Origin of the sequence: Peribacillus asahii (assembly GCF_004006295.1) — a bacterium.
Classification (GTDB): domain Bacteria; phylum Bacillota; class Bacilli; order Bacillales; family DSM-1321; genus Peribacillus; species Peribacillus asahii_A.
The window spans coordinates 1,042,532-1,056,165 of sequence record NZ_CP026095.1; the positions used below are offsets into that span (position 1 = coordinate 1,042,532).

Annotated in this window: 14 protein-coding genes; 11 read left to right on the forward strand and 3 right to left on the reverse strand. The window is 37.1% G+C overall.

Going from position 1 to position 13,634, the window contains the following annotated elements:
• Positions 1-106 precede the first annotated feature (106 nt).
• Together BAOM_RS05200 and BAOM_RS05205 are read left to right on the forward strand one after the other, a co-directional pair.
• Positions 107-943, forward strand: a complete 837-nt coding sequence (locus tag BAOM_RS05200) for a hypothetical protein (protein ID WP_127759356.1) — start codon at positions 107-109, stop codon at positions 941-943.
• Between the two features lie 109 nt (positions 944-1,052).
• Positions 1,053-1,742 (forward strand): DUF421 domain-containing protein, encoded by a 690-nt coding sequence (locus BAOM_RS05205; protein WP_127759357.1) that lies wholly within the window; start codon positions 1,053-1,055, stop codon positions 1,740-1,742.
• 17 nt (positions 1,743-1,759) lie between these two features.
• On the opposite strand, the gene BAOM_RS05210 is transcribed toward BAOM_RS05205, so the two are convergent.
• Positions 1,760-2,695, reverse strand: a complete 936-nt coding sequence (locus BAOM_RS05210; RefSeq protein ID WP_127759358.1) for a hypothetical protein — start codon at positions 2,693-2,695, stop codon at positions 1,760-1,762.
• A 441-nt stretch (positions 2,696-3,136) separates the two neighbouring features.
• On the opposite strand from BAOM_RS05210, the gene BAOM_RS05215 reads away from it, so the two are divergent.
• From BAOM_RS05215 to BAOM_RS05230, 4 genes are all read left to right on the forward strand, one after another.
• Positions 3,137-3,685, forward strand: a complete 549-nt coding sequence (locus BAOM_RS05215; RefSeq protein ID WP_127759359.1) for a hypothetical protein — start codon at positions 3,137-3,139, stop codon at positions 3,683-3,685.
• Positions 3,686-3,872: 187 nt separating this feature from the next.
• Positions 3,873-4,067, forward strand: coding sequence for a hypothetical protein (locus tag BAOM_RS05220; protein WP_127759360.1), 195 nt, complete (start codon positions 3,873-3,875; stop codon positions 4,065-4,067).
• 449 nt (positions 4,068-4,516) lie between these two features.
• On the forward strand, positions 4,517-5,728 hold the full coding sequence (gene tnpB / locus BAOM_RS05225) for an IS200/IS605 family element RNA-guided endonuclease TnpB (RefSeq protein ID WP_257467650.1): 1,212 nt from the start codon (positions 4,517-4,519) through the stop codon (positions 5,726-5,728).
• Positions 5,729-6,241: 513 nt separating this feature from the next.
• Positions 6,242-7,030: an enoyl-CoA hydratase/isomerase family protein gene (locus BAOM_RS05230; RefSeq protein WP_127759361.1), complete on the forward strand. Its 789-nt coding sequence runs from the start codon at positions 6,242-6,244 to the stop codon at positions 7,028-7,030.
• A gap of 129 nt (positions 7,031-7,159) precedes the next feature.
• On the opposite strand, the gene BAOM_RS05235 is transcribed toward BAOM_RS05230, so the two are convergent.
• Positions 7,160-7,858: a pirin family protein gene (locus BAOM_RS05235; RefSeq protein ID WP_127759362.1), complete on the reverse strand. Its 699-nt coding sequence runs from the start codon at positions 7,856-7,858 to the stop codon at positions 7,160-7,162.
• 166 nt (positions 7,859-8,024) lie between these two features.
• Here BAOM_RS05235 and BAOM_RS05240 point away from each other — a divergent pair, with 166 nt between their 5' ends.
• The 4 genes from BAOM_RS05240 to BAOM_RS05255 all read left to right on the forward strand — a co-directional run bounded on the left by BAOM_RS05240 (position 8,025) and on the right by BAOM_RS05255 (position 11,228).
• Positions 8,025-8,720, forward strand: a complete 696-nt coding sequence (locus BAOM_RS05240; RefSeq protein ID WP_127759363.1) for a hypothetical protein — start codon at positions 8,025-8,027, stop codon at positions 8,718-8,720.
• A gap of 93 nt (positions 8,721-8,813) precedes the next feature.
• On the forward strand, positions 8,814-9,230 hold the full coding sequence (locus BAOM_RS05245; RefSeq protein WP_164853132.1) for a PH domain-containing protein: 417 nt from the start codon (positions 8,814-8,816) through the stop codon (positions 9,228-9,230).
• Between the two features lie 33 nt (positions 9,231-9,263).
• Positions 9,264-10,229, forward strand: a complete 966-nt coding sequence (locus tag BAOM_RS05250; RefSeq protein WP_127759365.1) for a 2-hydroxyacid dehydrogenase — start codon at positions 9,264-9,266, stop codon at positions 10,227-10,229.
• Between the two features lie 183 nt (positions 10,230-10,412).
• On the forward strand, positions 10,413-11,228 hold the full coding sequence (locus BAOM_RS05255) for a glycerophosphodiester phosphodiesterase (RefSeq protein ID WP_373995334.1): 816 nt from the start codon (positions 10,413-10,415) through the stop codon (positions 11,226-11,228).
• A 274-nt stretch (positions 11,229-11,502) separates the two neighbouring features.
• Here the strand turns inward: BAOM_RS05255 and BAOM_RS05260 are convergent, their stop codons facing one another.
• Positions 11,503-12,120, reverse strand: coding sequence for a TetR/AcrR family transcriptional regulator (locus BAOM_RS05260; RefSeq protein ID WP_127759367.1), 618 nt, complete (start codon positions 12,118-12,120; stop codon positions 11,503-11,505).
• Between the two features lie 166 nt (positions 12,121-12,286).
• Here BAOM_RS05260 and BAOM_RS05265 point away from each other — a divergent pair, with 166 nt between their 5' ends.
• Entirely contained in the window at positions 12,287-13,477 is a 1,191-nt protein-coding gene (locus tag BAOM_RS05265; protein WP_127759368.1) for a YhgE/Pip domain-containing protein, read from the forward strand.
• Positions 13,478-13,634 lie beyond the last annotated feature (157 nt).

A 13,634-nucleotide genomic window follows, 5' to 3' on the forward strand; every position in this document is an offset into this window, starting at 1 on the left:
GCACTGTTCGCTTTATTTCTTTTCCACAATAGCATCCTTTGATAAATATTTTCCTTCAAATGAACAATAATAAAAATAAATGTCAAAAAGTAAAACGGTGTAAAGAATGGGAAAAAAGAAAAAATGTTTCAATAAGAACTCAATCCCTTTTTGGTTGTTAGCAGTTATTCACTTAGGTATGTTTTTGCTAGTGTTAAAACGTAAAAAACAAAAGGATACGTGGATTTTACTATTATCAAATATGGGTTTTGCTTATTTATTTGAGTATCTGGTTCTCAACTTATTTCATGGTTATAGATACAAACCGTCAATTATGAAAAAGCGTGCTTTTGATTCAGTCTTAGGAGCAATCTTCTCTCAAGCGATTTATGTACCAATTACAGCTACTTTTCTAACCTTACTGAACAAAAACTGGAAGTGGAAAATTAGTTTCAGCCTTTTTTATTATTGTATTGAGAACTTATTTTTACGACTAAATATTTATAAAGTATATTGGTGGAGGCCTATATACACTGTGGTCTTATTAAATGTATATTTTAATATTAGTGATGCGTTTTATAAGGCGCTTTCAACCCAAAAACGATGGGCAATGGTCATTGCTCATTACTTGGCTATTCAAGTAGTTTGGAGTACTTTATTGTATGTTTCTGCAGTGAAACGTTATATTCGATTTGGGCGTGGATATTTCCATACGTGGACTGAACATTTTAAAATAGTACCTTTATACAGTTTAATACTCTCTTTTATCGCTGCCATTACGTCTTCAAAGGCTGGGTTGTTTTATAGGATGCCACTACCATTAAGCCATATTATTATTGATATAACTTTGGTGAAAATGGGTATTTTAAAAGTGAATATCAACCGATTTTTGGTTACTTGCTTTCGATACTTGCCAATGACATTTATTTCAAGATTTTTTTATAAAACAATTTACAAAGAATAGCGAACAGTGCCTGGCACTATTCGTTATTTTTTTTGCGGAATAAAGAGCTTTCTACAAGAACATACTATCACAAACGAACTGTCTGGATTGTTGTAAGGGGGAAATCGCGATGCAGCTATCTGTTGAAATCATCTTTCGAACCTTTACCGCCTTTATTTTGTTATGGATATTTGTTCATTTGCTCGGTAAACAGACGATTACTCAAAGGTCCTATCACCTTTATATAGCTTCAATCACGATGGGGACCATTGCAGGAAATCTAGCATTCAATATTAGAATTGAATTCCCGTATTTTATCGTCGCATTCATGATTATGGGGATTATCGTGTTTATACTGAATTTTGTTGCGGTTCGAAATGCGCGATTCCGGAAATGGATTGCAGGAAAACCTACTACTTTAATTGAAAAGGGACAAATTCTCGAACAATCAATGAAACGAATGGGGTATTCAATAGATTCTCTGAAACAGGCTTTGCGGGCTAAAGATATCTTCAACATAGAAGAGGTAGAGTGCGCCATTTTAGAGACAAGTGGCGCACTCTCTGTATTAAAAAAACCTCAGTACCAACATACAACCAAGCAGGATTTAAATTTATCTCCCTCAGCAGAAACCATACCGGTAGAGCTCGTCTATAATGGGAAAATCTTATATGAAAACTTATCAAAAAACACCTACGACGAAGACTGGTTAATGGCGGAGCTTAAAAAAAGAAATCTCGCTATTGTTGACATTTCGTATGCGGTTGTAGGGACTAAAGGGAATTTATATATTGATTTGTTTAGGGATGAATTACGTTAATGATTCTTGTTTCATCCCTAAGAACAGTTAGATTCTTTCCCGCTCGATGAATTAATCAGCTTCATCAATTCGAAGTATCTAGGACCGCGCTCTTCCTCTGGAACAGGAGAGAGGTTTTGATAGGGATCAACGTAGTCTTCCTTCAGCCAATGCGGTACGATTTCTTTACTTGCTGTCTTTTTAGGCAAAGGAGATTCTTTCGTAGTCATTGGTGCAGGAGATAATTCGTTTTTCACCGCTTGTTCTAAGTACTTTTCAAATCGTGTAATTCGAGCGGCATGTTCACTTATATTTTTTAAAACGCGTTTATAGGCGGGTAAAGAGAGTTCTTCACAATAGGATTGATAAACGGTATGAATACTTTCTTTTCGATCTTGTTTTAATTCATAAGGAAATACGTCACGAATGATAGAGTCAATCTCATCTGTTTTAGATGTGTCAGTAGTCTTTGTTAAGGAAGCAGGTTCTTCGTTGGGTGGATGATGATGGATTTCTGTTTTTGAAGTATTCTTTGTAGGATTATTTGAAGTACTTTCTGGTATTGCTTGGGCAAATGTAGCTTCTCCAGCAGGGTAAGCTGTATGGGTGGAAGGGTCATCTTGACCTTTCGAAGGGGTCTCAATCGCTTGGAGTTCGGCGACTTTTTTATAATTAATGGTGTACCATTTCGTTTTATCTATTTTGAGTCGATTATAATTCGCAGAGAGTAAGTATCCGTCTTTTTCTAAACTTCTAATAATTCGCTTAATCGTTTCAACAGACCAAAAGGGCAATTGCTCCTGCCAGCTTTGATATGTATTGTACACCCACGGTCGTCCATCTCGATCATGCTTGCTTTCTTTTAGCCAATAATGGATATGCTGCAGCATAATCGCTTGGTTTACCCCGATTTTCGCCGCTAATCTTGGATATAAAATGACCATCTTTTTCTCATTTACTAGGTTCTTCATCATGTCTGCCTCCATTTATATTTGAAAGATTCCTTTTGACCTGTCGAGCGGGTTAATCTGGCCCGTCGTTAAGTAAAAAGTATCAGATGAAAAACAGCGATTCAAAGAGCCTTTTAAGCTGAAAACGAGCGTATTTCGCGTTAAAAAGTGAGTTTTTCACTAAAAGCTTTCGATTTAGCCTGTTTTCACGCTGTAAACACTGTATTGGACAAATGGAGGTATCTATATCGCATATTTAGTTCAATTGAACAACGTAGTAATGAAACCGAATGTGGGGTTCTTATAGAATTAATTTAAACGATGTGAAGTATTTTCTTTAATCGGTTACTTAAATAGAAGATGAGGGTTCGATGACAATGACCAAGTTAAGAATCTAAAAGTTATTTTTGAATTTAAAAATACAGAAAGTATATAAACTACTCTTGTTTATAGGAGGACAAACCAATGAATGCACGGGAAAACAAGGTCCAAAAACAAGGATGGATTCCTAAAAAGGAACGAATATGGTTAATCGTGGCGATCATTATCGCTGCTTTGATAATGCTTTGGGAACTTAAGGGACTATTACAGCTTTCATTAACCACTCCGCACAGCGAGCAGTTCGAACATACATTTGAAAGTTTTGGCTCCATTGCAAGAATTGTCTTATTCTTTGTACTTGCTTATTATGTGCTTCTTCGTGTTATTAGGCTTCGTATGCTGAAAGGTCAAGGCAAGGTGAAACAATGGTTGTCCACTTTGCTGCGTTTTGCCCGAAGATGGCATACTCCGGCAGCGATTATTGCCATCGCTTTTATTATCCTACATGCGGTAGCTGTCTTCATGTACGGCTTCAAATTTGATTTTGATAATATAAGTGGATTGCTTTCCTTGATGGTCTTGCTTCCAGTTCCTATCTCAGGACTATTTCGATATCAGAGGATGGACCGGAAATGGCATTTGCGGTCTGGTGTTGCTTTTGCAATTCTATTTTTAATTCATTCTTTTTTATAACCAACATGCTATAAACCGTATTCCTAATTTAGTATGTGAAGCAGAGTGGAATCATTTTGTTGTGCAAAATGAATATTTTAGAAAAAAACCGTATATTTAATGAGTTTTCACGCTGTAAGCCCCTAAATAAAAAAGCAAATATAAAGAGGCAATTTTTTGTGAGCATATCAGCAAAGAGGAACAAGGAATGGCAGGGAAAAGCAACATGAATAAGGTAAGCTTTGTTCCTTCGCTGAAATGGGCTGTGGCAGGCGGCATTACGATAGATTCAATTAAGCACCTAATGGAATCGCGTCCTCATATTGTCATTATCGGATTAGCCATTACGAAAGCAGATCATCCCGAAAAGATAGCAGCAGCATTTAGAGAAATAATCGGATAAGGGAGGTAGAAAAGCGATGAATCAATTAGAAACGATACGATACTATCGGAGATTTCGGTTGTTATGAAAAGAATAAACGTTCAGGACATTGAAGCGTTATCCCTGATCTTACAGGAAGGGCGACGGATTTTTGTTGTCGGTGAGGAACGTTCGGGATTCATGGCGAAATCCTTTGCGATGCGCTTAATGCATTTGGGTGCTGACGTATATGTCATAGGTGAGACCATTACAGAATTTTCCGAACGAGAAAGCCCATTACGGTGCGTTAGCACCCCCTTTAGGGATGGGATGAAAGTGAGGTCAGATACGGAGTGCCACAAAAAATCGAAGATTTGTGGTACTTCAAGTATCTGAAATGAATAAAGCCTAGACAAGAGTTTTCTCTTGTTTTTTTATTTTTCACTATTGTATAATTATGGAAACTGACGTTCGGGAAGAAGGCGGGTAAAGTGGATGATATAAAAGAGAAAAGCGATACCTACCATAAAGGTTTTAAATTTCGTTTATACCCAACAAACGAACAAACTATTCAATTTAATAAAACGATTGGATGCTGCCGGTATTCGTTTAATTTGGCATTAAAAAAACAAAAAGAGAAAGACTTTCTATGGTGGATCACGGAGGAAATGTTTCAAAATGGTCAACTTCTTTCGAACGAATGGAAAGGCCCGAGATTTAGTGCCAACGCTTCTATGAAAGATAATACTCAATTTAAGAAAACTACTCCGTGGCTAAAAGAAGTGGATTCTACAGCTATCCAAAACGCTATTCAGTACTTGGGAGAAGCCTATGATTCGTATTATAAAAAAGAAAAAGGCAGACCTAAATTCAAATCCAAAAAGAATGCTATCCAGTCCTATACATCAAAGTGTAACTACAACAAAGGTGTAGGGACCATACGCATTGTAGACGAAAATTATATCATCCTACCAAAAGTGGGAAAAGTTCGTTTTGCTAAATCAAAAGAAATTGATGGCAAAATTATTAATGCAACCGTCCGAAGAACACCTTCTGGGAAGTATTTTGTTTCTGTTTTATGCGAAGTCAAAAAAGAGTTTACTCAATTGAGTATGTTTGAGACTGGAATTGATGTTGGCTTAAAAGACTTTGCCACTCTTTCCGATGGTACTGTGATACATAATCCTAAACATTTCTATAGCTTAGAAGAAAAACTAAAAAAAGAACAACGTATTCTTTCTAGAAGAATAGTGGGTAGCCAAAATTGGCACAAACAAAAGAGAAAAGTAGCTAAAGTTCACGAAAAAATTGCAAACGCCAGAGAAGATTTTTTGCAAAAACTATCAACAATGCTGGTTCACGAAAACCAAGTAATTAGCATTGAAGATATTCGCGTAAAAAATCTATTAAAGAATGGGAATTTGGCAAAAGCGATTTCCGATGTTTCGTGGTCTGAGTTTAGGAGAATGGTAACCTATAAATGCAAATGGTATGGCAAAACACTTGTAGTTGTAGGTTCTAATTATGCTTCTTCTCAGCTATGCAATAAGTGTAAGTATAAAAACAAAGCAGTAAAAGATTTAGCTGTTCGTGAATGGGAATGTCCAAATTGCCGTACAACACACGACAGGGATCACAATGCTGCTAAAAATATTTTGGCCGAAGGGCTGAGAATCCTTTCAGAAATGGACGAAGCTGTTTGATTCATTTCTTAACCGTGGGGCACACGGGGATAGCCTAATGAAGTTCGCTAGAGATTAGAACTTTTTTGCGAACCGGAGGTTCGTATGACATAGGAAAACTCACGGCAAATAGATTCTGTGAAAGAAAAATCTATTTAACAAGCTTTGGGGTGGGAATCCCACTGCTTCAGCTGTGGGAGCAGTCAAAAAACATATTTAATAGATTAAAATCTGAATAATTGGTAAAATAAGGATATTTAATAGAGGATGATTCATGGGGAAATCCGATATCTGTATTCATTTTTTTCTAACTAGGCTTTGTAAAGGGTAAATTGAATTCGTACTTATTGATACTAAGGAGGGGTTTTTACTATGCTTAGAAACCCCTGCACGTTTCGTATGTGAGGGTTTTGTATCATGCCAGAACCCGGCATGGTACAAAACCAATAAAACACAAGTAAGCACATACATAATACAAAGACAGCGAAAGAAGGTACCCGAATTCAAAATCAAATTATTTAGGAGAGATAAAAGATGGAACATATTATTGTCGAAACGAAAGATGGGGTCCGTAAACTGACACTAAACAGACCTGAACGTCTTAATGCTGTAAATGATACACTTAGTAATGAGATTATCCAGGCAATTTCAGAGGCTTCTGCTGACGATGAAGTCCGTGTCATTGTTATTACCGGCAGTGGACGAGGATTCTGTGCAGGTCTTGATTTGACCGATCGTGCGAAGAGAAATCCAGACGCTCAATCCCGTCATCAAAAATTAGATGAATTGGGTTGGGTTGGTCATCAAGCATTGGGGATTGTTCATTGTGATAAGCCAGTTATTGCTGCAATCAATGGGATTGCGGCTGGTGCAGGACTCGCATTAGCTCTGGCTTGCGACATCCGCTTCATGTCTGCTGATGCAAGGGTAACGACTGGATACATTCGCCGTGGTCTCAGTCCTGATGCGGGAATGAGTTATTTTTTACCGCGGTTGGTCGGGCAGACAAGGGCCGCCGAATTGATTTTAACGGGTAGGGACATTTACCCTGAGGAAGCAGAACGAATTGGGTTGGTGAACCGGATATTCTCTGATGAAGAATTGCAGGAACAGGTAATGAACTTTGCACGGGAATTAGCCGCAGGACCGCCGGTAGCGATGACGCTTTCTAAAAGATTGCTTGCTGCAAGCCCTGACACGGATCTTACAACGATTCTTAAACAAGAGTATGCATTTATTAAACAATGTTTTGGAACCAAAGATGTCCAGGAAGGGATGCAAGCCTTTGCTGAGAAAAGAAAGCCCGTGTTCCAAGGGGAATAGGTAAAATAAAAGCATGCGGGAATAGAGGAGTATCTTACATCAAAGATTAAATAAGCATACCCCCTTTCTACATTTAGAGAGGGGGTATGCTTATTTGATTTTAAAAATTAAATAACTTTTTCATTACAACTATAGTTTTACCATTTCAATAACTAATACATGTGAAGTGTCATTTGCTTTAATGTGAATATCTTCTTCAACGATTTCTAAAGCATCTCTAGCATTTAACGTTAGCTCATTAATAGTTGAACTTCCTTCAATTTGAACGAGATATGCTTGTCTGCCTTCTTTGACAGGGAAGCTGATTTCTTTACCTGGATCGAGTTCTAGAGCGTAAAGGTTAGCGTCTTGATTAATTTGAATCGGTGCAGAACCTTCTTTACTCGATACCATATGAAGCCACTTGTTATGTCGGGCTTCCATATCAAAACGAAAATCGCCATAGTGAGGAGTATGGCCCGAGTGATCGGGAATAATCCAAATTTGCAGCATTCTTAATGTGTTGTCACCCATATTATGCTCGCTATGATACACGCCTGTTCCAGCACTCATATATTGAACTTGTCCGCGAGTAATCGTACTTTTATTGCCCATGCTGTCTTGGTGAGTCAGCCCGCCATCTACAACATAAGAAATAATCTCCATATCTTGATGAGGATGCATGTTGAATCCTGTTTGAGCAGCGATTAAATCGTCGTTAATCACTCGCAAAGCGCCGAAGTGGATGTTTTCTGGATTATAGTACTCGGCAAAAGAGAAGTGGAATAAGCTTTGCAGCCAACCGAGATTGCTTTTGCCCATATTGTTGTGGTCTAGTTTTCTTAGCATCGTAAAACTTCCTTTTATATTTTATTTAAGTATCTTTAATTCGAGATAAATTTTATACCTTATTTTAGTACAGGTCAATTAAAGATAGTATGTGCAGTTCGTGAATAATTATTTCCTGTATTTGTACAATTAGGTATAATTTATAATGAGGTTGGAGGGGATATAGTTGAATAGCAAATTATTAAAAGTTTTACTAGTATCGATTGTATTTATATTCATGCTCATTCCAGTAAGTATTGATTCAGCAGATGCTTCATCCGTAAACACGAAGAAAAGCCGAGTAACCTATATATTGAAGGACTCAGCAGGAAAGAAATATACGGTTTATGTGATTCCAACTAGTGAAAAGAAAGCAAAGGCTTCTTATGATTCTAATGATGGCTGGTCATTTGTGTGGGCAGGTGCTAATCCAGGTGACACGCTGTATAAAGGGGATTACAAGCTATATCTTAAAAAGTCAGGGTCTAAAAGTGTTGTCTATACAGGTATTCAATTGAAGGATTATACGTACAATGCGTCGCGAAAAATGATCTATTCGATTCCTTCAAAGTATAAAGGCCAGCCCGATTTGCTGATTGTTGCAGAGACAGAATCCTCAAATTATGAATATGGGATGATTCATTATGTATATAAAGGAAAGCTCAAAATAGCTAAATCTGGTTTTGATTATACATTGAGACCGCAAAACATTGGCAAAAACAGCTTTAGGATAACAGGTTATAATAATGCGAATGGAAAATGGTATACGAGAGATTACAAATTGAATCTATCAAGTGGGAAATTAACGGAAACTCAATTGCTTGTTAAAAGATATAATGATATGAATAAGTTTATCAAAAGCTGGCGGAAAGATTGGAAATAGAACGCTAATATGTTTGAGGGAGCTGAAAGGCTCTTTTTTGTTAAGCTTATAAAGGATTTGAAAAATCTATATAGGCAGTGTAGAGGTGAGGCTATGGAATTTTCATCAAAAAGAGATATGTGGATGGGACTGATTATTTGGGCTTTAATCGGAGTGTTTATTTGGATTTTCTATGAATCAACATTTATTGAATTTAATCTTGCAGGAATCATTGTGATGACAATAATGGTTGGGCTGTTGCTATCGATTTGGTTTTGTACACACTACAAAATTGAACAAGGCATATTGAAAATTTCCTGTGGACCGATAAAAAAGAGTATTACTATTGAAGACATTCAATCGATTCGTTTAACAGTCAATCCATTTACAGCTCCAGCACTTTCAATGTACAGAATTGAAATTAATTATTGGAAGTATAAGACCATTTCCATTTCTCCTATTAACCAAGAACGATTTATAAAAGAATTGCAAAAGTTGAATCCCAAAATTCGAATTATGAGTAATGAATAGAGCCTTGCTCCAAGTAAAGAGAGGGAGATTTCCATGAAACAAAAAGTGTTGGTTACGAGAAAACCGCCAGAGCATATTTTTCAATTACTGAATGATCGTTTTGAAGTAACGCTTTGGGATTGTGAGGAAGAACAGATTCCGCGTGGATTTTTGTTAGAACAGATTGCAGAAGTAGATGGAGTTCTTTGTCTGTTAACGGAACATATCGACGAAGAAGTGATCAACAAAGGAAAAGGGTTAAAGGTCATTAGCAATTTAGCTGTCGGCTATAACAATATTAATGTGGAATATGCTTCGTCAAAGGGAATGATGGTGACGAACACGCCAGGTGTCTTAACGGAGACGACGGCTGATCTAACCTTTGCTCTGTTAATGGCGACTTCTAGAAGATTAGTAGAAGCTTCCGATGTGCTAAGAGAAGGGAAATGGAAAACATGGTCACCGATGTTTTTAACGGGAATGGATGTGTATGGAGCGACAATTGGCATTATCGGTTTAGGGGAAATTGGAGCGGCAGTTGCTAGGAGAGCAAAAGGCTTTGGAATGGAGTTATTGTATTACAGTCGTACGCAGAAGTCTGCATTAGAACAAGAATTAGGCATCCAATATGTTTCTCAAGAAGAGTTGCTTAGAAGGTCTGATTTTGTTTGCCTATTAACTCCGTATACGAAAGACACCGAGAATTTGATTACGTTAAAAGAGTTAAACATGATGAAGAAAACGGCCATCCTGATTAATACAGCAAGAGGCGGCATTGTAAATGAGGATGATTTGGTCACGGCCTTAACAGAAGGAATCATTTGGGGGGCTGGCTTAGATGTATTTGCAGAGGAGCCGATTCCAGTGGACCATCCATTATTAACAGCACCAAATGTAGTGGCTCTTCCGCATATCGGCAGTGCAAGTGTGCAAACAAGAACGAAAATGTGGGAACTGGCAGCACGAAATCTAATTGAAGCTTTGGAGGGGAGAACTCCGCCTCATTTGGTGAATAAGTGAATGGTCAGTAGGACATATATACCACTATTTTACAATCCTTAATATATTCTTTATCAATCTTCACGTTCTCCTAAATGAAAATTAATAGTTTACTGGTATTTTTAAGAAGTAATCTATTAGACAAAGAGATAGGAGATGTGTAGAGTGAAAAGAAAATGGTTAGCAGCTTGTGGTGCTCTTGTAATGGCAATTGGTGTGACGACAGGAGGAGGAGAGGCTTTGGCTAAGGAAAAACATAAAGATATCGTAAATGTTTCCCATCGAGGTGCTTCAGGCTATGCACCGGAACATACTCTTGTATCCTATCAAATGGGAGAAAAAATGCATGGCGACTATATTGAAATAGATTTGCAAATGACAAAGGACGGACAGTTAATCGCAATGCATGATGAGAAATTGGACCGGACGACAAATGGGACAGGCCTTGTTAAAGATTATACATTAGCGGAAATTAAACAACTTGATGCAGGCAGCTGGTTTAATAAAAAATATCCAGAGAGTGCTAATCCGAATTATGAAGGGTTGCAAGTACCAACGCTTGAAGAAGTGTTTAAAAAGTTCGGAAAAAATGCTAGCTACTATATTGAAACAAAATCACCAGAAACATATCCAGGCATGGAAAAAGAACTTTTACGCTTAATCGATAAATATGACATTAATAAAAAGAGCCTTCTTATTCAGTCTTTTAGCCCTCAGAGCTTAAAAATCATGAATGAATTAGATCCATCCGTTAAGCTTGTTCAATTAATCTCGTATAAAAATTATGCGGTCATTACAGATGATGAACTTGCAGCGATTAAAGAATATGCGATGGGAGTTGGGCCTAATCATACATATTTGAACGAAGAATATGTACAAAAAGTCGTTAACAGCGGCCTTGAACTCCATCCATACACTGTGAATGATAAGGACAGAATGAAGCAGCTTATTGATTGGGGAGTAACGGGAATGTTTACGAATTTCCCAGACAGACTGCATGAAGTGAAGAAAGGGAAATAAAGCAAGCGATCATAATGTTATCAACAAGGAGATTACATATAAACAATATGTAGTCTCCTTTTCTTACTGTTAGCAGTACTTTCTTTTCGAATTCTTAATATCCTCCATTCCTTCAAATATGGGACAGCATATAGAAAGGATAGATGACATACAAAACGATTTAAGGAAGATTGTTAACTTATATAAAGCAAAACCTTATCTTCCGTTCTAGGGAGAACTCTTCTCCGTCTTTCAAACATTTAAGAAGGAGCTTAATCAAAATAAAAAGTCGGATTTACTTTTTTAAACCAGCTGCAAAGAAGGGACCATTAGCTGTAATGGTTGATAGGATACGAGCCATTTCTTGAGGGGATTCTTTCCTGCCGCTATTCAACCATTGTTGAATTACCCCTATATGTGCCGATGCAACATAAGAAGCTAAATATTGTCCTGGAACAAGTAAATTTTCCTCCTTAACAAGTGCCTCTGAATTATTTCCAAACAGTGTTTTCCACATAAAATCTTTCAGTCTTGTTTGAAATGATAAATCTCCTTTGGGACCTAGCACAGCTTTCATAAATCCACTATTTTCATTTAGATACTCAAATATTAAAATTACAAGAGGAAATGGTGTTACAGTCGGTGAGTTCGTTTCAAGTGCGGCAATAACACTCGGGAAGTTCTGTTTTGCAATTCTGGACATTTCCAACATAACTTCTTCTTCGCATTTAGTCATTAAATCAAATTTATCCTGATAATGTGCATAAAATGTTCCTCGATTAATTTTCGCTCTGGTCGTTATATCTTTAACGGATATTGCTTCAAAACCTTTTTCTTCTATTAATTCTACTAGTGCATCACGGATTGATTGTCTTGTCCGAATGACCCTTAAATCCGTATTACTATCTCGCAAGTTACTCCCCCCTTATTATTATCCAACACATTTGTAAAAGGTGTCTTATAACCGACACATCTACGATTTTTGATTATTGAACAGAAAAGGATTCAATTTTATAATTTGAAATGAAATAAACAACAGGTTGTTCGTTATTATAACTCAAAATCAAGGAGGATAAAATATGTTTAAAAACAAACTCGTATTGTTATCACCGATCATCGCATTAGCAGTTATTTTTATCTTTTCACTAACATTATTTCCATCGGTTCAACCACAACCGAAAAATCTGCCTATTGCAATCGTAAATGAGGATGAGGGAGTGGAAATTCCTAATCAACCAAAGTTGAATATGGGGCAAACAATTGTTGAAATGATGCAAAAAGATTCAAAAGCAACAACAGATGAAGAGCCTGCTGTGAAATGGATTAAAGTAAAAACAGCAGAAGATGCACAAAAAGGAATGGATAACCGAAAATATTATGCAACATTGGTCATTCCGAAAGATTTCAGTGCTAAACAGGCATCATTAAGGACACCGGCACCTTCTTCACCTGAAGTTCAAATATATATCAATCAGGGAATGAATACAGCAGCTTCAACAATGGCAGGACAGGTATTGAATGGGATAGTTGACAATATGAACAACAATGTCCGTAAACAACTCCTTGATGGTTTTGAAAAACAAGGAGCAACTTTAACGACAAAACAAGCTGCAAGCTTAGTGACTCCTATTACAAAAACAGTTACTAATGTAAATGAAATTGGTTCTAATAGTGCAAACGGCAATTCTCCTGTTTCCTTATTCCAGCCACTATGGATGGCAAGCTTAGCAAGTGCAGCTATTATCTTCGTTGCTGTTAGCAAACTATCAATTACTAATCGAAAAGAGAACCTTGCTGCAAAATTTGTACAAATTTTAATGGGAGCAATTGTTGCTCTTTTCATCGGATTTGGATTAACGTGGTTGGCAGATGGATTGGTAGGATTCAATATCCCACAATTTATAGATACGGCTTTGTTCCTGACGATTACTTCTTTTAGCTTTTTCCTAATGATATTAGCTGTGCTTTCATTATTAGGTTTTAAAGGTATACCTATTTTTGTTTTAATGCTTTTCTTTGGTGCACCATTGCTTGCAGTCGCTCCAGAAATGCTGTCTCCATTTTACCGAGATTGGATTTACTCTTGGTTGCCGATGCGATTCATGGTGGAAGGTCTTCGAGAATTATTCTTCTTTGGGGAAGGATTAACCTGGAACACTCCTGTTTCTGTCCTTGTTTGGATTGGATTAGTAAGCATGATGGTCATACTGGGTACCGCTTTAAAACGTAATAGAGTGAAGGGAGCAGCATCCGATTCTCTAAACAAGTAAAAAGTAATTACATGGAGATAACATTGGACCATTTGTTGCCATGTTTACCAAAAGAGTCGTTTCTTTTATAAGAAAACGACTCTTTTTATTAAGTATGCGAAAAAATGTACTTCAACAAACGGGAGCATATCAAAGCAGGAACGCTTTTTTCACTACG

Coding starts and splice junctions, on each gene's coding strand:
- BAOM_RS05200 (WP_127759356.1), top strand. CDS start 107: ATGGGAAAAAAGAAAAAATGTTTCAATAAGAACTCAATCCCTTTTTGG.
- BAOM_RS05205 (WP_127759357.1), top strand. CDS start 1,053: ATGCAGCTATCTGTTGAAATCATCTTTCGAACCTTTACCGCCTTTATT.
- BAOM_RS05210 (WP_127759358.1), bottom strand. CDS start 2,695: ATGATGAAGAACCTAGTAAATGAGAAAAAGATGGTCATTTTATATCCA.
- BAOM_RS05215 (WP_127759359.1), top strand. CDS start 3,137: ATGAATGCACGGGAAAACAAGGTCCAAAAACAAGGATGGATTCCTAAA.
- BAOM_RS05220 (WP_127759360.1), top strand. CDS start 3,873: ATGGCAGGGAAAAGCAACATGAATAAGGTAAGCTTTGTTCCTTCGCTG.
- BAOM_RS05230 (WP_127759361.1), top strand. CDS start 6,242: ATGGAACATATTATTGTCGAAACGAAAGATGGGGTCCGTAAACTGACA.
- BAOM_RS05235 (WP_127759362.1), bottom strand. CDS start 7,858: ATGCTAAGAAAACTAGACCACAACAATATGGGCAAAAGCAATCTCGGT.
- BAOM_RS05245 (WP_164853132.1), top strand. CDS start 8,814: ATGGAATTTTCATCAAAAAGAGATATGTGGATGGGACTGATTATTTGG.
- BAOM_RS05250 (WP_127759365.1), top strand. CDS start 9,264: ATGAAACAAAAAGTGTTGGTTACGAGAAAACCGCCAGAGCATATTTTT.
- BAOM_RS05255 (WP_373995334.1), top strand. CDS start 10,413: ATGGCAATTGGTGTGACGACAGGAGGAGGAGAGGCTTTGGCTAAGGAA.
- BAOM_RS05265 (WP_127759368.1), top strand. CDS start 12,287: ATGTTTAAAAACAAACTCGTATTGTTATCACCGATCATCGCATTAGCA.